21 protein-coding genes are annotated in these 21,356 nt (G+C 60.7%); 7 read left to right on the plus strand and 14 right to left on the minus strand.

Translation table 11 applies throughout. The features are described from left to right. From ACVWSC_RS07570 to ACVWSC_RS07585, 4 genes are all read right to left on the minus strand, one after another. Entirely contained in the window at nt 1-798 is a 798-nt protein-coding gene (locus tag ACVWSC_RS07570; RefSeq protein ID WP_442112870.1) for an ABC transporter permease, read from the minus strand. Next, the gene (locus tag ACVWSC_RS07575; protein WP_442114270.1) at nt 785-1,618 is read right to left on the minus strand and encodes an ABC transporter permease; all 834 of its coding nucleotides are present in this window, start codon (nt 1,616-1,618) and stop codon (nt 785-787) included. The genes ACVWSC_RS07570 and ACVWSC_RS07575 overlap by 14 nt, the downstream gene beginning before the upstream one ends. A gap of 5 nt (nt 1,619-1,623) precedes the next feature. Then, nucleotides 1,624-2,430, minus strand: a complete 807-nt coding sequence (locus ACVWSC_RS07580; protein ID WP_442112872.1) for an alkaline phosphatase family protein — start codon at nt 2,428-2,430, stop codon at nt 1,624-1,626. Between the two features lie 94 nt (nt 2,431-2,524). Further along, nucleotides 2,525-3,589 (minus strand): ABC transporter substrate-binding protein, encoded by a 1,065-nt coding sequence (locus ACVWSC_RS07585; protein WP_442112874.1) that lies wholly within the window; start codon nt 3,587-3,589, stop codon nt 2,525-2,527. A 357-nt stretch (nt 3,590-3,946) separates the two neighbouring features. On the opposite strand from ACVWSC_RS07585, the gene phnR reads away from it, so the two are divergent. Then, on the plus strand, nt 3,947-4,660 hold the full coding sequence (phnR, locus tag ACVWSC_RS07590; RefSeq protein ID WP_442112876.1) for a phosphonate utilization transcriptional regulator PhnR: 714 nt from the start codon (nt 3,947-3,949) through the stop codon (nt 4,658-4,660). Between the two features lie 73 nt (nt 4,661-4,733). Here phnR and ACVWSC_RS07595 read toward each other — a convergent pair whose 3' ends face one another. The 7 genes from ACVWSC_RS07595 to minC all read right to left on the minus strand — a co-directional run bounded on the left by ACVWSC_RS07595 (nt 4,734) and on the right by minC (nt 11,391). After that, a complete protein-coding gene (locus ACVWSC_RS07595; RefSeq protein ID WP_442112878.1) occupies nt 4,734-6,881 on the minus strand; it encodes a mechanosensitive ion channel family protein in 2,148 nt (715 codons plus the stop codon). 48 nt (nt 6,882-6,929) lie between these two features. After that, a complete protein-coding gene (locus tag ACVWSC_RS07600) occupies nt 6,930-7,094 on the minus strand; it encodes a hypothetical protein (RefSeq protein WP_442112880.1) in 165 nt (54 codons plus the stop codon). A 145-nt stretch (nt 7,095-7,239) separates the two neighbouring features. Next, on the minus strand, nt 7,240-8,529 hold the full coding sequence (locus ACVWSC_RS07605) for a M18 family aminopeptidase (RefSeq protein WP_442112882.1): 1,290 nt from the start codon (nt 8,527-8,529) through the stop codon (nt 7,240-7,242). A 134-nt stretch (nt 8,530-8,663) separates the two neighbouring features. Continuing rightward, on the minus strand, nt 8,664-9,299 hold the full coding sequence (locus ACVWSC_RS07610; protein WP_442112884.1) for an RluA family pseudouridine synthase: 636 nt from the start codon (nt 9,297-9,299) through the stop codon (nt 8,664-8,666). A 158-nt stretch (nt 9,300-9,457) separates the two neighbouring features. Beyond that, nucleotides 9,458-9,712, minus strand: coding sequence for a cell division topological specificity factor MinE (gene minE / locus ACVWSC_RS07615; RefSeq protein ID WP_010224188.1), 255 nt, complete (start codon nt 9,710-9,712; stop codon nt 9,458-9,460). A gap of 3 nt (nt 9,713-9,715) precedes the next feature. Then, nucleotides 9,716-10,528: a septum site-determining protein MinD gene (minD, locus tag ACVWSC_RS07620; RefSeq protein ID WP_128325848.1), complete on the minus strand. Its 813-nt coding sequence runs from the start codon at nt 10,526-10,528 to the stop codon at nt 9,716-9,718. A gap of 98 nt (nt 10,529-10,626) precedes the next feature. Then, nucleotides 10,627-11,391 (minus strand): septum site-determining protein MinC, encoded by a 765-nt coding sequence (gene minC, locus ACVWSC_RS07625; protein WP_442112887.1) that lies wholly within the window; start codon nt 11,389-11,391, stop codon nt 10,627-10,629. Nucleotides 11,392-11,502: 111 nt separating this feature from the next. Between minC and ACVWSC_RS07630 the strand changes: the two genes are divergently transcribed. Beyond that, nucleotides 11,503-12,435 carry a lipid A biosynthesis lauroyl acyltransferase gene (locus ACVWSC_RS07630; protein WP_442112889.1) on the plus strand — a complete coding sequence of 311 codons (933 nt, stop codon included), beginning with the start codon at nt 11,503-11,505 and terminating at the stop codon, nt 12,433-12,435. 69 nt (nt 12,436-12,504) lie between these two features. Further along, nucleotides 12,505-13,650 carry a patatin-like phospholipase family protein gene (locus ACVWSC_RS07635; RefSeq protein WP_442112891.1) on the plus strand — a complete coding sequence of 382 codons (1,146 nt, stop codon included), beginning with the start codon at nt 12,505-12,507 and terminating at the stop codon, nt 13,648-13,650. Between the two features lie 72 nt (nt 13,651-13,722). Here ACVWSC_RS07635 and ACVWSC_RS07640 read toward each other — a convergent pair whose 3' ends face one another. Further along, nucleotides 13,723-14,508 (minus strand): MlaA family lipoprotein, encoded by a 786-nt coding sequence (locus ACVWSC_RS07640; protein WP_442112893.1) that lies wholly within the window; start codon nt 14,506-14,508, stop codon nt 13,723-13,725. Continuing rightward, complete coding sequence (locus ACVWSC_RS07645) at nt 14,501-15,799, minus strand: serine/threonine protein kinase (RefSeq protein ID WP_442112895.1); 1,299 nt, start codon at nt 15,797-15,799, stop codon at nt 14,501-14,503. Before ACVWSC_RS07645 ends, ACVWSC_RS07640 begins: the two co-directional genes overlap by 8 nt. 243 nt (nt 15,800-16,042) lie before the next feature. On the opposite strand from ACVWSC_RS07645, the gene ACVWSC_RS07650 reads away from it, so the two are divergent. Next, complete coding sequence (locus tag ACVWSC_RS07650; RefSeq protein ID WP_442112897.1) at nt 16,043-16,399, plus strand: hypothetical protein; 357 nt, start codon at nt 16,043-16,045, stop codon at nt 16,397-16,399. 93 nt (nt 16,400-16,492) lie between these two features. On the opposite strand, the gene ACVWSC_RS07655 is transcribed toward ACVWSC_RS07650, so the two are convergent. Beyond that, nucleotides 16,493-18,040, minus strand: a complete 1,548-nt coding sequence (locus ACVWSC_RS07655) for a glycoside hydrolase family 17 protein (RefSeq protein WP_442112899.1) — start codon at nt 18,038-18,040, stop codon at nt 16,493-16,495. Between the two features lie 225 nt (nt 18,041-18,265). On the opposite strand from ACVWSC_RS07655, the gene ACVWSC_RS07660 reads away from it, so the two are divergent. The 3 genes from ACVWSC_RS07660 to ACVWSC_RS07670 all read left to right on the plus strand — a co-directional run bounded on the left by ACVWSC_RS07660 (nt 18,266) and on the right by ACVWSC_RS07670 (nt 21,272). Next, the gene (locus tag ACVWSC_RS07660; RefSeq protein WP_442112901.1) at nt 18,266-19,114 is read left to right on the plus strand and encodes a glycine betaine ABC transporter substrate-binding protein; all 849 of its coding nucleotides are present in this window, start codon (nt 18,266-18,268) and stop codon (nt 19,112-19,114) included. 191 nt (nt 19,115-19,305) lie between these two features. Then, a complete protein-coding gene (locus ACVWSC_RS07665; protein ID WP_442112903.1) occupies nt 19,306-19,617 on the plus strand; it encodes a DUF485 domain-containing protein in 312 nt (103 codons plus the stop codon). Continuing rightward, nucleotides 19,614-21,272, plus strand: a complete 1,659-nt coding sequence (locus ACVWSC_RS07670; protein ID WP_442112905.1) for a cation acetate symporter — start codon at nt 19,614-19,616, stop codon at nt 21,270-21,272. Before ACVWSC_RS07665 ends, ACVWSC_RS07670 begins: the two co-directional genes overlap by 4 nt. Nucleotides 21,273-21,356: the final 84 nt, after the last annotated feature.

The raw sequence follows: 21,356 nt of genomic DNA on the forward strand, positions 1-21,356 counted from the left end.
TCAGGACTTGTCCTTGTTCAGGCGGTTGGCGGCCCAGGTCAGCACCAGCACAAAAAGGAAATAGGAAATCACCAGGGCGCTGTTGAAGTGGCCGCTGCTGTTGCGCATGTTGTTCAGGTACACCTGCAGGGTTTCGTAGCGGGTGCCGACCAGCAGGTTGGCGAACACGAACTCGCCGAACAGGAACGAGAACGACAACAGCAAGGCGACCAGCAGGCCCTTGCGCAGGTTGGGCAGCACCACCAGGAACGCCGCCTGGAAGGTGCTGGCGCCGAGGAGCTGGGCGGCGTCCATCAGGTCGCGCAGGTTGATCGCTTGCAGGTTGTTGGTAATGGCGCGGTACATGAACGGCAGGGCGACGGTGAAGTAGCAGCCGATCAGGATCCACGGCGTGCCGACCATGGCCATCGGGCCAGAGCCATACAGCTGCAGCAGGCCCACCGAAGACACCACCGGCGGCACCGCAAAGGGCAGCAGGATGAGGATGTTCATCAGCGCATCCAGGCGCGGGAAGTGGTAATGCACCACGAACAGCAGCGGCAGGATCAGTACAACCGACAGTACCAAGGCGCCAACGCAGACCAGCAGCGATTGACCGAAGGCGGCCAGAAAGCGCGGATCACTCCACAGCGCCAGGTACCATTTGAAGGTCAGGCCACTGGGTAACAGGCTCGCCGACCAACTGGTGGCCAATGAATACAGAAGGGTGCCAGCCAGCGGTAACAACAGGATGATGAACAGCAGGTACACCACCAGGTGATGGTAGAGGCGGCTGCTGCCGGGTTCAGCGCGCGACATGGTAGCTCCTCTTCAACAGCCATTGATGGACGACGGTCACCAGGGTCATCAAGCCCACCAGAATCATCGCCAGGGCGCTGGCCAGGTTAGGGTCCAGGGAAATATCGCCGGCCACCAGCGCGGCAATGCGGATCGGCAGCACGTTGAAGTTGCCGGTGGTCAAGGCGTATACCGTGGCGTAGGCGCCCAGGGCATTGGCCAACAGGATCACGAAGGTACCCAGTAGAGCGGGTGTCAGCACCGGCAGGCCGATGTGCCGCCAGTATTCCCAGGCGTTGGCGCCGAGCAGTGCGGCCGACTCGCGCCAGTCTTCGCGCAAGGCGTCAAATGCCGGGTAGAGCAGCAGTACGCCGAGCGGAATCTGGAAGTAGGTATAGAGAATGATCAGCCCGGTTTTCGAATAGAGGTTGAAGTCCTCGATGATGCCGGCCTGCTTCAGCAGCAGGGTCAAGGCGCCGTTGAAACCAAGCAGGATGATGAAGGCAAAGGCCAGCGGCACTCCGGAAAAGTTGCTGGTCATGTTGGCAAAGGCGTTGACGAAATCACGCAGGCGCGAATCGACCTTGCGCAACGAATAGCTGCCGAGAATGGCGATGAGGATGCCGAACAGGCTCGACCAGAAGCTGATCTCCAGGCTGTGCTGGATGGCCTGGCGATAGAACCTGGATTCGAACACCTTGGTGAAGTTGGCCAAGCCCCAGCCACTCTCAGCCTGCAGGCTGTGGATCGCCACCCAGGCCAGTGGCGCGATCTGGAAAATGATGAAGAACAGCGCAAACGGCAGCAGGCACAGCGCCGCCAGCCACTTGGCGCGTTTGATTGAATTCACTTGAGCAGCTCCCGGCACACCGGTTTGTCGTGGGGCACACCGAGCAGTTCGCAGACGGTGCCGCACAGTTCGGTTTGCAGCGGTTTGGCCGCAGGGTCCAGGCTGAAGGCATCACCGAAGACGAACAGCGGAACCTCGCGCTCTTCGGCCAGCAGGCCGTTGTGCGAGCGGTCGTTGTTCATGCCGTGGTCGGCGGTGACCAGTACTTGATAGCCGTCTTGCAACCAGGTGTGCAGGTAGTCGGCCAGAAGAATGTCGGCGCTGCGCGCGCTGTTACGGTACTGGCTGCTGTCCAGACCGTGGCGGTGACCGGCGTCGTCAATGTTCATCGGGTGCACCAGCAGGAAATTCGGCGCATGACGACGGCGCAGGTATTCGGCATCGGCGAACAAGTGCGAGTCCGGGTAATGGTCGGCGTAGTAGAACAGGCCGTGCTGGATCGGCAACTTGGGTGCATGGGTGTGGCGGTCGCGCACGGGGTCGAAGGGCGAGCGGTTGTACAGCTCGCTCATCCAGTGATAGGCCGCCGCCGCAGTGCCCAGCCCCGCTTCACGGGCGTAGTGGAAGATGCTGCGCTGGTTGGACAGGCGGTTGACGTTGTTATGCACGATGCCGCTGTCGATAGGCGTTACGCCCGTGAGGATGCATTCGTACAGCGGGCGCGACAGTGCCGGTAGTTCGCATTCCAGGCGGTACAAGGCCGCACGGTCGGCCTCGACATAGGCGTGCAGATGACCCATGGCGTGGTGGGCGACCTGATGGTTGAGACCATCGAGCAGGACCAGGATGACGTTGTGGTTCATGGCTTCTCCGCAATGCTGTGGTGGCCTTGTCGCGGGGCAAGCCCGCTCCCACATATCTTCTCGAGTGGGAGCGGGCTTGCCCCGCGATCAAGAATCACTCCATCTCGATAATCACTTGCTCCTGCCACATTTGTGGCAGCTTCTTGGAGGTCGCTTCCCAGGCCGCGGCGTCTTTGATCGGCTGCACTGCTTTGTATTGCTCATTCGGCAGCAGTTTGGCCTGTACATCGGCTGGCAGGGTCAGGTGCTCGGCGCGTATTGGGCGGGCATGCCCCTTGGCCAGGTTGATTTGCCCGGCATCGCTGAAGATGTACTCGCGGGTCAGTTTGGCGGCGTTCGGGTGCTTGGCGTATTTGTTGATGATGGTGGTGTAGCCGGAAATCACCGAGCCGTCAGAGGGGATCAGCACCTCAAAGCGCTTGGGGTCGATCTGCTGGCGATAGCTCAGACCGTTGAAGTCCCAGACCACACCCACTTCGATTTCACCCTTTTCCAGGGTCTGGATGGTCGGGTTGGCCAGCGACAGGCGCTTTTGTTGCGCCAATTTGGTGAACAACTGCAAGCCCGGCTCGATGTTCTTTTCGTCGCCCTTGTAGGCAATGGCCGCTGCCAGCACGCCGTTGGCTGCCTGGGCGGCGGTGCTGACGTCACCAATGGCGACCTTGTATTTGCCTTTCTCCAGGTCGTGCCAGGTTTTAGGCATGTCGGCTTCCTTCACCAACTGCTTGTTGATGATGAAAGCGATGGAACCGGTATAGGCCAGGGCCCAGTGACCGTCTTTATCCTTGGCCCACTCCGGGATCTGCTCCCAGGTGCTGGGTTTGTACGCCTGGGTCACGCCTTTGGCCACGGCAATCGGCCCGAAGGCGGCGCCGACGTCACCGATGTCGGCGCTGGCGTTGTCTTTTTCAGCATCGAACTTGGCCACTTCCTGGGCCGAGCTCATGTCGGTGTCCATGTGCTTGAGGCCGTACTTTTTCGCCAGGTCTTCCCAAGTGCCTTTCCAGTTGGCCCAGGCATCGGGCATGCCCACGCTGTTGACGGTGCCTTCTTTACGGGCGGCGTCTTCCAGGGCTTTGAGGTCGGTGTCGGCGGCCATGGCCGAAGTGCACAGGGCGATGGTTGAACCTAACAGTGATGCCAGAAAAAGCTGTTTCATCCGAAGCTCCTTGGTGGGTGCCTTGCAAAACGCGAATGGTTGTTGGACGTCGTTGCGATTCGGTTGGTCTAGGTCAGCAATACCCGAGCCAAGGTAGGCGTGTTGCATGACAGTTTGATGTCGAAGGTTCGTTTTCAGGCTCGTCTGTCAACCCTGGAAATAGAGCTTAGACCAGTTTCAAGTGCTTGATCCGCAAGGTCTTGGCATGCTTGTTGTAAGAAATTTCATCACTGATATCAGCGGTCCTGTCATCGGACGTTCATCTGCGCAACCTAGGCTTGCACTATTCTCAGAGCCCTGGTGTCGCGCGTTTGTGCGCTTTGTTGGGGCTGGACTAGTCCAGATAGGTAACCTTTGATGCAATCACTGCCACCGCGAGCAGTAACAGCTATCTGCCATGCCCTGCAGGAACAGATTGAGCATGGCCTGTTGGCGCCTGGCTGCAAGTTGCCTGCTGAGCGCAAATTGAGCGAGGTGTTCGACACCACGCGCATCACCCTGCGCGAGGCCTTGGTGCAACTGGAGGCGCGTGGCTTGATTTACCGCGAAGAGCGGCGCGGCTGGTTCGTGGCCCCCGAGCGATTGACCTACGATTTGATTGAGCGCAGTCATTTTCATGCCATGGTGCGCGCCCAGGGCCGAGAGGCGGCGACCGAACTGCTGTCGGCTCGCCTGCAACCGGCGACTGCAGCGGTGTGCGCGCGCTTGCAGTTGCCGCCGTTGTCCAGCGTGATCCAGATTTGCCGCTTGCGGCGCATAGACGGGCGGGCCGTGTTGTATGCCGAGCATTACCTGAACCCTGAGTTTTTCCCCGGGATTCTGGCGTGTGATCTGAGCCAGTCACTGACCGAACTGTATGAGCGGCACTACGCGATTCGCTATGGCCAGGTGCGCTTCGAAATCCTGCCCACCGCGTTGCCGGTGGCTGCGGCCCAGGCTTTGAAGGTATCAGCGGGTAGTCCGGGGTTGCACATCACCCGGGTCAACAGCGACCAGCATGGGCGCCTGATCGACTGTGACCTGGAGTATTGGCGCCACGACGCCATTCGCATCCGCGCCGAGGCGGGCTGACATCTCAGTGGGAGCGAGCTTGCCCCGCGATTGTGGTTTGCCTAACACATTGCATCGCGGGGCAAGCTCGCTCCTACCCGGCCGCATCCCCCGTGCTTCCTCCGCCCGCCGTAATCACTTGCACCGACAACCGCGGCGTCGCCAGATCCAGCCCGGCCTCATCAAGCTGGCGCTTGAGCGCCAGGTTGAACGCCCGTGACACCTCCCACTGCTTGATCGGCGCAGTCTTGAAGCGCGCCCGCAGAATCGCCGACCCGGATTCGAAGCTTTCCACCCCTTGCAGCTCCAGCGGCGACCAGATGTTGCGGCGCATCAACGGATCGTTGCGCAGCTTCTGACCAACATCGCGAATCAGGCTGATGGCCTGGTCGATGTTCATGCTGTGCGGGATCGCCACGCGGAAGATCGCGTAGCCGAACTCGCGGGAGTAGTTCTTGATGCTTTTGATTTCGCTGAACGGGATGGTGTGGACGATGCCGTCAATATCGCGCAGGCGCACGGTACGGATGGTCAGGCCCTCGACCGTGCCGAGGTGGCCGCCGACATCGACATAGTCGTCAATGGCCAGGGAGTCTTCGATGATGATGAAAAGGCCGGTGATCAGGTCGGCGACCAGCGATTGGGCGCCGAAGCCGATGGCCAGACCGATCACGCCGGCACCGGCCAGCAGCGGGGTGACGTTCATGCCCATGTTGGCCAGGGCAACGATCACCGCAATGATGAAGATGGCCACGAACAGCACGTTGCGGATCAGCGGCATCATGGTTTGCGCGCGGGTATTGGCCAGGCCTTTGCGCGAGCGGGTCAAGGCATGGTGAACGGCGGTGTCGGCGAGAATCCACACCAACCAGGCGGCGATCAGGGTGCCGGCCAGACCGAGCAGGCGGACGGCGACTTCATGGCCTTCGCCTTCGGTGAAGCCGATCAGAGAGAAGCCCCAAACGCGCAGGCCCAGCTCGATGAACACCAGCCAGATGGCCATGTGCACCAGGGTATAGCCGAAGTTGCGCAGGCGTTCGCCATACACTGCATGGCGGCGGTTGGCGCGCTGTGGTTTGAGCCCATGGCGGCGCACCAGGCCGTTGATGACCATGCACAGAATCAGCAACACGGTGCACATCAGCGACTGGCGCAGCGCGGTGCTGGTATCACCTGCGGAGATGAAGGTGGCAAACAGCGAGATCGCTACCAGCACCAGGGCCGGCAGGTACCAGAAGGTGCCGAGGATTTCGATGGTATCGCTCAGGGCGCGCCGGGTCAGGCGCCGGGACAGTGGCTGATTGCGGATCAGGTGGGCAATGGGGCGGCGGAAACGCAGGATGAACAGCCCGGTAGACAGCGCGGCGAGGATATTGGCCAGCGTTGCCAGGGTATGTGCCAGGTGATCGCCCAGCGCGCCAGCCATGCGTGGATCATTCATCGCTTCGCCAAAGGCGGCGAAGCTGCCGATCAGCCACAGCGGGCGGAAGGCCTGATGGCGGAGGATATGCAAGGCGCGATGGCGATGCGGGCCATCGAGTAATGAAAAGGCGATCACGCAGATGGCTGAGAAGCATGTACCCACGACCAGGGCGTAGGCCAGCACCATGGCCATTGACTTACCCAGCGAGGAGGGCAGGGCGAAGCTCAGGTATACGGTGATGACCAGGGCGACCAGCCAGGGCCCGAGTTTACGCAAGGCAAAGCGCACCAGGTCCCAGGTACTGGGGTGTTGCGGCAATTCTTCGGTCAGGCCAAAACGCAGGCGTACCTGATGGCCGATCCAGTTCAAGGCATAGGCCAGCAGGCTCCACAGGGCAATGATTGCCGCAAAGCCGAACAGGATCGGCGGTAACTCCTTGATCGGTACCAGGCGTGCGTCGAATTCGATCTTGGCCAGTTCAAGTTCCCGGCCCCAGCGGGTGAGCGGGCTGGCGTCGCCACTGAATTGTTTTTCCAGCTCAGAGAAGGTGGTGCCGATCAGCCCCAGCACACCTTGTTCGGCAGCCGGCTGCGCCTGTTTGGTGCTGTCGCGCAGCTTTTTCAGGTCGGCCAGCAGCTTGCTGCGTTGCTGGTCGTTCTCCAGGTTCTTGATGACTTCGTCCAGCGACTGGGCCAGAGGCTCAGTCGCTTCGGGCTGAGTTTTACTCCCGCCGAGCAGGCTCGGCAGGCCTGCGGCGTGGGCCGGGGCCAGGATCAATAACGCCAGGCAAACAGTCAGAACACGGAAAAAAGCGGACACCGGACAATCAACCTCACAACGATCAATCGCCCGAGTGTAGTGTATTTGTCAGTTGAGTTTCTCGAGGATCTTCCAGCACATGATGCCAATCATGCCAAGGGTACCGATCCACATCATGAACACGCCGATGTTGCGGTCGCGCATGCTGAAACCAACGGTCAGCAGAATCAGGCCGGCGATGACCGGAAGGAACAGGGATTGAAAAGCTGACATGCGGCAAGGTCCTTGGGTACGGATTTATGCTGCAAGCATAGCGGGTATCGGTGTGGGGGAGGCTGACTGAGGTCAGTAGAGGTCTCTATCGCGGGGCAAGCCCGCTCCTACATTGCGGTAGGAGCGGGCTTGCCCCGCGATAACTTCAAGGCAAATCGCGACTACGGTAGAACGCCGTCAACACCTTGACCAGGTGCGCCAGGTCATGGCTGCCGCACAGCTCGCGGATCGAGTGCATGGCGAAGGTCGGCAGGCCGATATCCACAGTACGCACACCCAGGTGGCTGGCGGTGATCGGGCCGATGGTCGAGCCGCAACCCATGTCGCTGCGCACCACGAAACTCTGTACTGGCACTTCTTCGGCCATGCACAGATGACGGAAGAAGCCCGCCGTCTCGCTGTTGGTGGCGTAGCGCTGGTTGTTGTTGACCTTGATCACCGGCCCGGCATTGAGCTTGGGCCCATGGTTGCCGTCGTGCTTGTCGGCATAGTTGGGGTGCACGCCGTGGGCGTTGTCGGCCGAAACCAGCAGCGAGCGCTGGATGGCGCGGACGAAGTCGTCACCATCGGGCATCAGGCGGCGCAGGGTTTGCTCCAGCATCGGGCCATCGGCGCCACAGGCAGAGCAGGAACCGACTTCTTCGTGGTCGTTGCACACCAGTACGCAGGTTTCGTCGCTGTCGGCGTTGAGCAGGGCCTGCAGGCCGGCGTAGCACGACAGCAGGTTATCGAGACGGGCGCCAGCGATGAACTCACCGTTCAGGCCGATCACGGCGGCGCTTTGGGTGTCGTAGAAGCTCAGCTCGTAGTCCAGCACCACGTCGGCGTTCAGATCATGCTCGCGCGCCAGTTGGTCGGTCAGCAGAGCACGGAAGTCGACGCGCTCGTCACCGGCAACCTGGGCCAGGATTGGCGGCAGCTCGGTCTGCGGATTGATCGGCCAGCCTTCGTTGGCGGTGCGGTTGAGGTGAATCGCCAGGTTGGGGATCACCGCAATCGGTAGTTTGAAGTCGACCAGCTGGCTTTCAACCTTACCGTCGCGGCGGAAGGTAACGCGCCCGGCCAGCGACAGGTCGCGGTCGAACCACGGCGCCAGCAAGGCACCGCCGTAGACTTCCACGCCCAGCTGCCAGAAACCCTGGCGCTGCAGCTCTGGCTGCGGCTTGACCCGCAGGCACGGGCTGTCGGTGTGGGCACCAACCAGACGAATACCATCGAGCAGCGGCGAATGGCGACCGAGCTTGAAGGCGATGATCGATGAGTCGTTGCGGGTCAGGTAATAACGACCGCCGGCCACCGTGGCCCAGCTGTCGCGCTCGTCCAGGCGCTGGTAACCGGCGGCTTCCAGGCGCTGGGCCAGGGCCGCGGTGGCATGAAACGGCGTAGGGGAGGCTTTGAGAAAGTCGATCAGGCCTTGGTTCAGTGCATCACGCATAGGTCACTCCAGACAGCAGTGGCGCGAGTTTAACGTACTTGGGCGCTCTGCCGGTAGGAGCGGGCTTGCCCCGCGATTGCGGTCTGTCTGTCGCAGCGCATCGCGGGGCAAGCCCGCTTCCACCGGGTTGTGAATCAGAACGGCGCCGGGCACTCGAAGCGCAGGCGCTCACCGGACACCGGGTGGGTGAAGCTGAGCATGCTTGCATGCAAGCACAAGCGCTCATGGGCGGCGAGGGCTTCGGGGTATGCGTACAGCCGGTCGCCAAGCAGCGGGTGACCAATCGAAAGCATGTGCACGCGCAACTGGTGCGAGCGGCCGGTGATCGGCGTCAGTTCGACGCGGCAGTGATCGCCGCAGCGTTCGACGATGCGCCAGAAGGTCAGGGCATGCTTGCCGTGTTCATGGTCGACCACATGGCGGGGTTTGGTCGGCGGATCGTAGCGCAAGGGCAGGTCGATGCTGCCGCTGTCGAGCGACGGCTGGCCCCAGCACAAAGCGGTATAGGCCTTCTCGGTTTCGCGGTCATGGAACTGTCGTGACAGTTCACGGTGACTGTCAGCGTTGCGAGCGAGCAGGATGATCCCTGAGGTTTCCCAGTCCAGGCGATGGACGATCAGGGCATCGGGATAGCCGTTTTCCTGCAGGCGAGTGATCAGGCAATCCTTGTTGTCTTCGGCCCGCCCGGGCACCGACAACAGCAGGGTCGGTTTATTGATCACCAGGATGGCGTCATCCTCATAGAGGACGTGAACATTGGACAGCGGCATTGCGAGTTCTCTGCAAACGCCAACGGCGACGGATGACACCAATGTGGGAGCGGGCTTGCCCCGCGATGACGATTGTTCAAAGACATCGTCATCGCGGGGCAAGCCCGCTCCTACACCAGCCCCAACCGTCGCCGTGGCAGGTTACCCGTGTGCGCCGATCAACGATCGGGCAGGGTGATGTTGAGTTCCAGGATCGAGCAGCTGCCCTGGTTTTCCAGAGCGACCTGCACATCATCGGAGCCGATGTTGACGTACTTGCGGATTACCTCCACCAGTTCCTTCTGCAGGGCTGGCAGGTAGTCCGGAGTACTGCGCTGACCGCGCTCATGCGCCACGATGATCTGTAGACGCTCTTTCGCGACCGAGGCGGTGCTTACTTTTTTGCTGGCACGAAAGAAGTCAAAAAGGTTCATTGGTTAGTTGCCTCCAAACAGGCGCTCGAAGAATCCCTTCTTCTTCACATCAAGGAACCGATGTTCCACATTTTTGCCCAGCAGGCGATCTACGGTGTCGCTGTAGGCCTGGCCGGCGTCGCTCTGATCGTCGAGGATCACCGGCACACCCTGGTTGGATGCCTTGAGCACCGCCTGGGATTCCGGAATCACACCCAGCAGGGCAACCGAGAGGATTTCCTTGACGTCTTCGACGCCCAGCATTTCGCCCTGGCTGACGCGCTCTGGATGGTAGCGGGTAATCAGCAGGTGTTCTTTGATCGGGTCTTCGTTGCGTTCGGCGCGGCGCGATTTGCTCGCCAGCAGGCCGAGCATGCGGTCCGAGTCACGTACCGAGGAGACTTCCGGGTTGGTCACGACAATCGCTTCGTCAGCGAAGTACATGGCCAGGTGAGCACCTTTCTCGATACCGGCCGGGGAGTCGCAGACCACGTATTCGAATTGCTCCTTGAGCTCCATCAGGACTTTTTCCACGCCTTCCTGGGTCAGCGCGTCTTTGTCACGGGTCTGGCTGGCGGCCAGCACGTAGAGGTTCTCAAGGCGCTTGTCCTTGATCAGGGCCTGCTGCAGGTTGGCTTCGCCGTTGACCACGTTGACGAAGTCGTACACCACGCGGCGTTCGCAGCCCATGATCAGGTCGAGGTTACGCAGGCCGACGTCGAAGTCGACGATGACTGTCTTGTGACCGCGCAGCGCGAGGCCGGTACCAATAGCGGCGCTGGTGGTGGTCTTACCCACACCACCCTTGCCGGATGTAACCACGAGAATCTTGGCCAAGGTGTTTCACCCCTAATGAAAAAGGACGTCGAGTCCCAAAAAATACAAAAAACGGCAACATATAGAAAAGTTGCGCTAAAAATGGTGGCAAGTATCCGTTAAAGACGAGTGATGTTCAACACGTCACCAGACAGGCTGATCTGCACACCCATCCCCCACAAAGGATCACGGCGCAGGTCTTCGGAGACCTTGTATTGCCCGGCGATCGAGACCATCTCGGCAGTCAGCTGCTGGCAGAAGATCCGTGCCCGGGTATTGCCCTTGATGCCGGCCAGCGCTCGTCCACGCATTGCACCGTACACATGGATGTTGCCATCGGCGAGAAGTTCCGCGCCCGGGCTGACCGACGACACCACCACCAGGTCGCCACCTTGGGCATAGATCTGCTGGCCGCCGCGCACTGGCGTGGTAATGATTTTGGTCGGTTTGATCGCAGGTTCCGGTGCGGGTGCAGGCACTGGCGCCGGTGCCGGTTCGACCTTCTTGACCTCGGGCTCAGGCTCGACCGGCCGCTCGCGCGCACCCGACGGTGGCAGTACGGGCAGGTCGATGGCGATCGCCGCGGCAATGTCTTCGATGCGGCTGGCGCGAATGGCCAAGGTGCGCAGGCCATGATGGCGGCAGACGCGCATCAGCCCTGGCAGGTCAATCGGGCCTTCGCCTGCGGGAAGCTTGTCGAGGGCCAGCACCAGCGGTGTGTTGCTGAAGAAATTCGGCGCCTGGGCAACTTTGGCCGCCAACTGCCGGTCGAGGCCTTCAAGGTTGTTCCGGGCAAGCTCGAGCACGGTAATGGCGAGCATGCTGCCCTTGAGCTGGAACACGGGGTCTTGGTCTGGCGTTTGGGTTTGGCTCATGGTCTGCATAGGGCGACTTGTTGCGAAAAAGTGCACAGACTTATAACGAGAACGCCGGTTAGCCGCAACCCGTGCCGAACCGTTGTAGAATGCCCGGCCAATGTCTTTCCGGAATCTTTAATGGATCGCCCGCGTTTTCGTCTCTATTTTCTGCACCCACGCTTCTGGCCGCTGTGGCTGGGCCTTGGGCTGCTGTGGCTGATCGTACAGCTGCCGTACCGGGTATTGCTGGTGATCGGCCGCATCCTCGGTGCTTTGATGTACCGGGTTGCCGGGGAGCGCCGCTATATTGCGGGGCGCAACCTGGAACTGTGCTTCCCGCAGCTACCGTCCGTCGAACGTAAGCGTTTGCTGAAAGAAAATTTCGCTTCCACCGGCATCGCCTTCTTCGAAATGGCCATGAGTTGGTGGTGGCCAAAGGCCCGCTTGGCGCGCCTGGCGCACATCGAAGGCCTGGAGCACCTGCAGGCTGCCCAGCGCGATGGCCAAGGGGCGATTCTCATGGCCCTGCACTTCACCACCCTGGAAATCGGTGCGGCCCTGCTTGGCCAGGAGCACACCATCGACGGCATGTACCGTGAGCACGGTAACCCGCTGTTCGACTACGTCCAGCGCCGTGGGCGTGAGCGGCATAACCTCGATTCGCTGGCTGTCGAGCGTGAGGACGTGCGCGGCATGCTCAAATTACTGCGCGCCGGGCGAGCGATCTGGTACGCACCAGACCAGGACTACGGCGCCAAGCAAAGCCTGTTCGTGCCGTTGTTCGGCATCCAGGCGGCCACGGTTACCGCCACCACCAAGTTTGCCCGCCTGGGCAAGGCGCGGGTGATTCCCTTCACCCAGCAGCGCCTGGCCGATGGCAGCGGTTACAAGCTGGTGATTCATCCGCCGCTGGCCGATTTCCCCGGTGAGACCGAAGAAGCAGACTGCCTGCGCATCAACCAATGGATTGAACAGGCCTTGCGCGAGTGCCCCGAGCAGTACCTGTGGGCGCACCGGCGCTTCAAATCGCGTCCGCCGGGAGAGCCCAAGCTCTACGAAAAGCGGCGTTGAGCCCATCGTGGGGCAGTGAGAGCGGGCTTGCCCCGCGATCCATTCACCACACATGTCCAGGATGATTTGATGTCAGCACCGATCACAGGATTGATCCTCTCCGGCGGTGGCGCTCGCGCCGCCTACCAGGTCGGCGTGCTGGCGGGTATTGCCGACCTGCTGCCACCCGGTGCGGCCAATCCTTTTCCGGTGATCGTTGGTACTTCGGCCGGGGCGATCAACGCCGTGACTCTGGCCAGTGGCGCGATGCACTTTGCCGATGCCGTCCGCCGCCTGACCGCCTTCTGGCAAGGTTTTCGCAGCCATCAGGTGTTGCGCAGCGACTGGCCCGGGGTGATTCGCCAGGCCAGTCGCTTTGTCGGTCATAGCTTGCTCGGCCTGGGGGCACCGGTGCCGGTAGCGCTGCTCGACAGTTCACCACTGCGCCACCTGCTCAATATGCATCTGGACCTAAATGGCATAGCCTGTGCGCTGGAACAGCAGCACCTGCATGCCGTGGCGGTGACGGCGTTCGGTTACGAGTCCGGTCAGGCGGTGACCTTCTATCAAGGCAGGGGGGCGATCGATCCCTGGCTGCGTCACCGGCGAATCGGCCTGCCGACCCGTTTGAGTGTCGAGCACTTGCTGGCCAGCTCGGCAATTCCGCTGTTGTTTGCGCCGGTCAAACTGGGCGAGGAGTACTTTGGCGATGGCGCGGTGCGCCAGTCGGCGCCGATTAGCCCGGCCCTGCACCTGGGGGCCAGTCGCGTGCTGGTGGTCGGGGTCAGCGGCAACCCGCAGCGCCCGGTCGAAGGCGAGCCACGGGCGCGGATCTTCAGTGGCCAGCAGCCGAGCCTGGCGCAAATCGGTGGGCACATGCTCAACAGCACGTTCATTGACAGCCTGGAAGACGACATCGAGCTGTTGCAGCGCCTCAACCACCTCAGCCACCTGATGCCCGAGCACCTGGAACGGCGGCGCCTGGGACTGGCGCCGGTGGAGGTATTGGTGGTTGCGCCGAGCCAGCCCTTGGATGAGATCGCCGCACGTCACCGTCGCGAACTGCCTGCCGCCTTGCGCTTGTTCTTGCGCGGCCCGGGCGCGACCAAAACCAGCGGTGCCGGGGTGCTCAGCTATTTGCTGTTCGAGGCCGGCTACTGCAGTGAACTGATCGAACTGGGGCGGCGCGACGCCCTGGCCAAACGCCGCGAGCTGTGCAACTTCCTCGGCCTGTAGGAGCGGGCTTGCCCCGCGATTGCAATCCATCTGACAAATCGCTATCGCGGGGCAAGCCCGCTCCTACAGGGATTACTCGGCTATCTGCAGTTTGCGCGCTTCGGTGTAGACGTAGCGGACTTTCTCGTACTCGAACGGTGAGTTCAGCTGGCCGTAGCGGAAGCGGGTGGTGTAGCGCTTGTCCACCGCCCGCAGTACCACCACTTCCGGGTGATTGCTGCTGACTTCGGCAACATTGAGGAAGTTGATCGCGTTTTCGGCGCTGAAGTCCACCGCCAGTCCGCCGGTATCGCGGATGTTCGACGGGCCGAGGATCGGCAGCATCAGGTAAGGGCCGTCGGGTACGCCATAAAAGCCCAAGGTCTGGCCGAAGTCTTCACTCTGGTGGGGCAAGCCCATTTTGCTCGCCGGGTCCCAGAGGCCGGCAACGCCAATGGTGGTGTTGAGGATCAGGCGCGCGGTGATCTCCATCGAGCGCTTGCCTTTGAACTGCAGCAGACTGTTGAGCAGGTTGGGCACATCGCCCAGGTTGCTGAAAAAGTTGCTCACACCGCTGCGAACAAAGCCTGGCGTGATGTAGCGGTAGCCATCGACCACCGGCAGGAACACCCATTGGTCGAAGCGGTAGTTGAAGTGGTAGATCCGCCGGTTCATTGATTCCCAGGGGTCGTAGACGTTCAGTGCCGCTAAGGTCGAGCGTTCGAACTCACGCTGGTCCAGGCCCGGGTTGAACTTCAGCTCGTTGAGTGGCTCGGTGAAACCATCGGCGTCAACCACGCTGGCACGCGGAGCGGTTTCTTCAGCCTGGGCCAGTCCGCTGGCCAGTAATGCAGTGACAATCAATAGGCGTTTAACCACGGAAAAACTCCAGCATGGCGTCGCTGTTGACGCGATAGTTGATGTTGCCGCAATGGCCGCCATGGGGGTAAAGGGTCAAGCGATCACCAAAGGTCTTGCGCAGAAAACCAATATCGCCAGGGCCGAGGATGACGTCGTCGGCGTTGTGCATCACGGCAATCTTGCTGCTTTGCTTCAGGTAATCCTGCAGGGCGTAGAGGCTGACCTGATCGATCAACTGCAGCAGGCTGCCGCCATCGGTGCGGGCGCGCCACATCGGGATGACCTGTTCGGTCATGTAGCAATCGAAGTCGCACTGCAAGGCCCGTTTGAAGAACGGGGTCAGGCTGCTGCTTTCAGTGATCGGGTATTTGGGCGGGATGATCAGCCCGCGACGGTTGATCAAGTCGGAGGTGAAGGCGATGTCGGCTGCCGAGAAGCGGAACGAGGTGCCGATGATCATGGCCATCTGTTCATTGGACAGGTGCTGACGTGACTGCTGGAAGTCGTAGAGCAGGGCGTCGTTGAGGTCGATGTAACCTTTTTGCTGGAAGTAGCGGGTCAGCTTGTTCAGCACCAGTTCGTAAAAGGTCGTGCTGCTGGTGACGCCTTTGACTTCGGTCTGCACCAGTTTGTCGAGGTTGGTGACCGAGGTGTAGAGGTTGACCGGTGGGTTGAGCAACAGCACCCGCTTGAAGTTGAAACTGCGCCGGGTTTCGTCCAGATGGCTGACAAACGCTGCATCCAGGGCGCCCAGGCTGTAACCGCTGAGGTAATACTCAGTGACCGGCAAGCGCGGGTGTTGGGCACGCACCGCTTGCATCACCCGGTACAGGTCTTCGGCGTCGTCACGGGTAACCCCGGGGGTGGCATAGCGCGAGGCGGAAGTGATGAAGTCGAAGCTGGTCGGTGAAGACAGCTGCACAACGTGGTAGCCGGCCTTGTAGAACAACTTCTTGAGGTATTCGTTGAGGCTACTGGTATAGGGCGCTCCGGTGCCGGCGATGAGGAAGATCAGCGGTGCCGGATGGTCTTGGCGGGCAATCCGGTATTTGAGTTTTTTCACCGCCCAGAAATTGTCGGGCAGGGTGAAGGCGCGCTCCGGGCGCATGTTCAGGCTGTAGTCGGACTGGTTGATCTCATCGTCGCTGGGCAACTGCGGGCGCAAGTCGGGCGGCGTGGAGGCGATCGTCGCCTCGAAAGGGTTGGTCAGCGGGTAGCCGTAACTGGCGGCATCGATATCTTGTGCCCAAGTGCACGCACTCAGGATGAGGCCGCCAGACAAGGCGGCTAGGCGTAGTAATCGAAGCATGACGGGTCCCCAAAAAAAGCAGCAGCAAAGTGCGTTACGCAGGCTAGGACCATAGTGTCCCTGGCAAAGTTGCCTGGCGCTCCAGCATTTATGACCCAAGATGTTGCCGTTTCCCCACATATCACAGCAACAATTGGTTCCATTTATCTTCTGTTCAAAGTAGCCGAGACTGGCGCTTTTGCCTTGCATAGACGGCCCGGCGCATTATGCTGGGCGCCGATTTCGAAGATTCCGGAGCCTTGCATGTCTCGCCGTTTGCCGCTGATCACTTTGTTGCTGTTTTTGCCGTTGTGGCTGGCGGCCAGTTACGGGGTGCGTTATGGCCTGATGGAAGACGCGCAGTGGGTTGGCATTTGTGCTGAGCAGGCGCAGGTGTGGCAATGCCAGGCGCGTTCGACCCTGGGTTTGCTCATTCATTTTCGGGTAATTGCCTGGACGGCGTTGGGCCTGGCATTGCTGGCCCAAGTGATTCCTGCACGGGCCGGTTGGCGTCTGGCGGTGCTGGCGCTGGTATTCGGGATTCCAGCGTTGGTGCTGTACAGCGCCAGCATCGCGGTGTTTGTCGTGGTGCTGGCGGGGTTGCGGCTGGTCCGGCGTTAACGTCTCTGCCGTCAGTGGGAGCGGGCTTGCCCCGCGATCGCGATATACCTGATACACCGCTATCGCGGGGCAAGCCCGCTCCTACCTGGTCATTCAGCGCAGGCGCAGGCTGCGCCACAGCGCACCGACCATCAGCACACTGACCGCGGCCCAGACCAGCGCCTGCTGGTTGCTCAGACCTTCACGGTACAGTTGCGGGGCGATGCCGGCGCCAACGATGAAGGCCAGCAGGCCAATTTCGGCGCGCCGTCCACGTACCGGACGCAATAGGTAAACCACCGCCGGCAACACCAGGGCAGCGCTCGGGAAACTGCGGTAGCGCGGGTCGAATACCAGCGCCAGCATGCTCACTGCTGCGGCAAAACCTGCTGCCAGCAACCACCAGCCCGCCCGTGCTTCAAGCCAGGCGAAGGCCCGCTCGCGCCAGCCTTGGCGTTGCGCCAGGGCCAAGGCCGCGTGGGCCAATACGATGAAGTTCAACGCCGCCAGCAGGCCTGCCCAGATCCACTCACCGGCAAAGCGGCTGTTGATGCGCACCAGCTCACCCCACAACCCCAGGCTAGTGGCGCCCAGAGCAGCCAGCAGCGGCAACAGCAGGGCTGCACGCGTACCTTGAACGCGACCGGCCAGCAGCAAGGTTGCACCGAACAGCACGCTGCAGGCGATCAACCACTGTGGCCAGAACACCAGGTTGCTCACCGGTCCTTCGAGAATGCCCTTGTCCTGGCGGTCGGCGTCGTACAAGCCCCAATAGCCACCCACCGCACCTTCACTGGCACGCTTCCATGGCTGGTCAAAGGCTTCAATCAGGTTGTAGTGCCAGCCGTGTTGTTCAGCCATGGTCACAAAGCCACGAATGAAGCGCGCTTCGTTGACCCGGCTGGGCAGGGCGGTTTCGCGCTGGCGGCCTTCACTGGGCCAGCCCGTTTCGCCAATGACAATGTCTTTGGGCGCAAAGCGGTTGCCGAACACCTGTCGAATCTCGCCGACATGCACCAGGGCGTCGTCGATGCCTCGTGGATCATCTTCCCAGTAAGGCAGCAGGTGAATGGTCAGGAAGTCCACCGCCGGGGCGATTTCCGGGTGCTGCAGCCAGAACTCCCAGACATCGGCGTAGGTGACCGGCACGCTGACCTGGCTCTTCACCTGATTGATCAAGGCTGCCAGTTGCGGGCCGGTGACTTCTTTGCGCAGCAGGGTTTCATTACCGACAATCACCGCCTTGACCACATCCGGGTTGGCGTTGGCCGACGCGATCAGCGCCTTGACCTCTTTCTGGGTGTCCACCGGGTTGGCGTTGATCCAGGCACCGAGCATGACCTTCAAGCCGTGTTTGCGCGCCAGTTCCGGGATGGCTTCAAGCCCGGTCATCGAGTAGGTACGGATACATTCGAAGCGCTGGGCGAGCAGTTCCAGGTCGGCATCCATGCGTGCCGGGCGCAATTGAAAGGGCTGGTCGAAGGGCGACTGGTCTTTGTCGAATGGCGTGTAGGACGCGCACTGCAGCTTGTGCGAGGCACTGGCGGCATCAGGCAGCACGACTGGCTTGCCCAGCCCATACCAGAGCCCCCCCAGCGCAAACAGGCCAAGCAGGCAGGCAAATAGATAAGGCAGCAGGGGGAAGCGGGCAGTCGGGTGCATGGATCAGACCGTCAGGGAGCAAAGCCGCCAATAGTACCTGCAAATGGCACGGTCTAAAGCCTTGGCTGGTAAAGTTAGCGGCGGTGGATGTTGCTTGATGTAACGGCACAGGTGGCTGGCGATGTGATGTCGCTTCTCGCGTTGCTGGAGGTCGCTGTCAGAGCAGGTCAGGGCGGGGCAGCGGTTAATGATGCAGCTTCCGTGACGTGACGAGGGGAAGCTTTGATGAAAATGCGACGACTCCTGGGGGTAGGCACCGCGCTGGCGTTGGCCGTGGCTGCTGCGCAAGCGACGGCCAAGGAAGTGAGCATCGGCTATGTCGATGGCTGGTCCGACAGTGTGGCGACCACCCATGTGGCTGCTGAAGTGATCAAGCAAAAGCTCGGCTACGACGTCAAACTGATGCCGGTGGCCACCGGCATCATGTGGCAGGGCGTGGCGACCGGCAAGCTGGATGCCATGCTGTCGGCCTGGTTGCCAGTGACCCACGGTGACTACTGGGCCAAGAACAAGGACAACGTGGTCGATTATGGCCCGAATTTCAAAGACGCCAGAATCGGCTTGATTGTCCCCGAGTACGTCAAGGCGCAATCGCTGGCTGATCTGAAGACAGACGACAGCTTCAAGAAAAAAATCGTCGGGATCGATGCCGGTTCCGGGGTAATGCTCAAAACCGATCAGGTCATCAAAGACTACGACCTCAGTGGTTACAAGCTGCAAGCCAGCTCTGGCGCAGCCATGACCTCGGAGCTCGGCCGCGCCTATGCCAAGCATCAATCGATTGCCGTTACCGGCTGGGTGCCGCACTGGATGTTCGCCAAGTGGAAGCTCAAATTCCTTGAAGACCCTAAAGGCGTGTACGGCGCTGCAGAAACCGTCAACAGCATCGGCAGCAAGGAACTGGCGAGCAAGGCGCCCGAGGTGGCGGGCTTCCTGAAAAAATTCAACTGGCAGTCCAAGGACGAGATCGGTGAGGTCATGTTGGCCATTCAAGAGGGCGCAAAACCCGAAGCTGCGGCCAAGGACTGGGTCGCCAAACACCCCGAGCGTGTCGCCGAATGGACTGCTCAATAAACGCTTGAAGCTTCTAGCGCGCGTCTTTCAGGGCCATCGCTCCGAGCAGGGGGCGATGGCCCTGTGTTTTTTGGCTGTTACCGAATCGGTAAAACAGTTTTGCATCTAAGACTAAGGTCGTCTGGAGTGCGTCCAAAGGCAGCATAAAGTGGAGCGGGTACTACCTAATCTGTGCTGCGAGGACAAAAACAATGAACGACAGCATTTATCTCTCGATACAAAACAGCTCGCGGTTCAAAGAGCTGGTGTCAAAACGTGAACGTTTCGCCTGGATTCTCTCGGCGATCATGCTCGGCCTCTACTCCGCTTTCATTTTGTTGATCGCCTATGGCCCGCAGGTATTGGGTGCCAAGCTTAGCCCTGAGTCTTCGGTTACCTGGGGGATTCCTCTGGGGGTTGGCTTGATTCTCTCGGCATTCGTACTGACCGGCATTTATGTGCGTCGCGCCAACGGTGAGTTCGATGAGATGAACAAAGCGATCCTCAAGGAGGTTCAGCAATGATCCGGCGTCTACTGGCAACTCTGGCCTTCGGCATTTTCGCACCCGCCGTGTGGGCCGCCGACGCCCTCACCGGCGAGGTGCATAAACAACCCTTGAACCTGTCGGCGATCCTCATGTTCGTCGCCTTCGTCGGTGGCACGCTGTGCATCACCTATTGGGCTTCCAAGCGCAATAACTCGGCATCCGACTACTATGCTGCTGGCGGCAAAATCACCGGTTTCCAGAATGGCCTGGCGATCGCCGGTGACTACATGTCGGCGGCCTCGTTCCTGGGTATTTCCGCGCTGGTGTTCACTTCCGGCTACGACGGCCTGATCTACTCGATCGGCTTTCTGGTGGGCTGGCCAATCATCCTGTTCCTGATCGCTGAGCGCCTGCGTAACCTCGGTAAATACACCTTTGCCGACGTTGCCTCGTATCGCCTGGGGCAGAAGGAAATCCGCACCCTGTCGGCCTCTGGCTCGCTGGTGGTGGTGGCGTTCTACCTGATTGCGCAGATGGTCGGTGCGGGCAAGCTGATTCAGCTTCTGTTCGGCCTGGACTATCAGGTTGCAGTCATCCTGGTGGGTATCCTGATGTGCCTGTACGTGCTGTTCGGCGGCATGCTGGCTACCACCTGGGTACAGATCATCAAGGCAGTGCTGCTGCTCTCCGGTGCCAGCTTCATGGCGCTGATGGTGATGAAACACGTCAACTTCGACTTCAACGCGCTGTTCTCCGAGGCCATCAAGGTTCACCCCAAAGGTGAGGCGATCATGAGCCCTGGCGGTCTGGTCAAAGACCCGATCTCGGCCTTCTCCCTGGGCCTGGCGCTGATGTTCGGTACCGCTGGCCTGCCGCACATCCTGATGCGCTTCTTCACCGTTAGCGATGCTAAAGAAGCACGTAAGAGCGTGTTCTATGCAACCGGCTTCATTGGTTACTTCTACATCCTGACCTTCATCATTGGCTTCGGCGCAATCCTGCTGGTCAGCACCAACCCCGATTTCAAAGACGCCGCTGGCGCTCTGATCGGTGGTAACAACATGGCAGCGGTACACCTGGCCAACGCCGTTGGCGGCAGTGTGTTCCTCGGCTTCATCTCGGCAGTAGCGTTCGCGACTATCCTGGCGGTGGTGGCCGGCCTGACCCTGGCCGGTGCTTCGGCGGTATCGCATGACCTGTACGCCAGTGTGATCAAGAAAGGTAAAGCCAACGAGAAGGACGAGATTCGCGTCTCGAAAATCACCACCATCGCTTTGGCTGTGCTGGCTATCGCACTGGGTATTCTGTTTGAAAGCCAGAACATTGCCTTCATGGTTGGCCTGGCGTTCTCGATTGCTGCCAGCTGCAACTTCCCGGTTCTGCTGCTCTCGATGTACTGGAAGAAACTCACCACCCGTGGCGCCATGATCGGCGGCTGGATGGGGCTGGTCAGTGCGGTGGCGTTGATGGTTCTCGGCCCAACCATCTGGGTACAGATCCTTGGCCACGAGAAAGCGATCTACCCGTACGAGTACCCGGCGCTGTTCTCGATGCTCATCGCGTTTGCAGGGATCTGGTTCTTCTCGATCACTGACAAGTCCAAGGCGGCTGATGAAGAACGTGCGCTGTTCTTCCCGCAGTTCGTTCGCTCGCAAACTGGCCTGGGTGCCAGCGGGGCGGTGTCGCACTAAGGCGCAAGGCAGCCTTTGGCTGCCTTGCTAGCGGCAAGCTTTAAGCTCAAAGCCGCAAGTTGGAGCAGTATGCGTACTGCTTTG

Source organism: Pseudomonas sp. NUPR-002 (assembly GCF_056322725.1).